This is a genomic window from Bittarella massiliensis (ex Durand et al. 2017) (genome assembly GCF_017566145.1).
Taxonomy (GTDB): Bacteria; Bacillota; Clostridia; order Oscillospirales; family Ruminococcaceae; genus Bittarella; species Bittarella massiliensis_A.
On sequence record NZ_JABFCL010000358.1, the window covers coordinates 1 to 212 of the forward strand.

Below are 212 nucleotides of genomic sequence, written 5' to 3' on the forward strand. Positions count from 1 at the left end.
CAACAATCGGAGCGAGGCAGTTACGCTGCATGTGCCGGTATGGCCGGCGGAGGTTCCGATGCAGGGTTTCATGCGGAGAATGATTTATACATATGAGGAAGGATACACGACCGAATTTGAGGAGTATATTGTAGAAAACGGAGAGATTGTTCTGAATATGGGAAAACACTCTGCAATCATCTTAAAAAAACGTGAATATTAGTGTAAAACTT

Annotated in this window: 1 protein-coding gene; it reads left to right on the forward strand. The window is 42.9% G+C overall.

Features of this window, described 5'->3' with window-relative positions; translation table 11 throughout:
- A partial coding sequence (locus tag HJY11_RS14665) for a hypothetical protein (protein ID WP_208076575.1) occupies positions 1 to 202 on the forward strand: 202 nt, incomplete at its 5' end.
- Positions 203 to 212 lie beyond the last annotated feature (10 nt).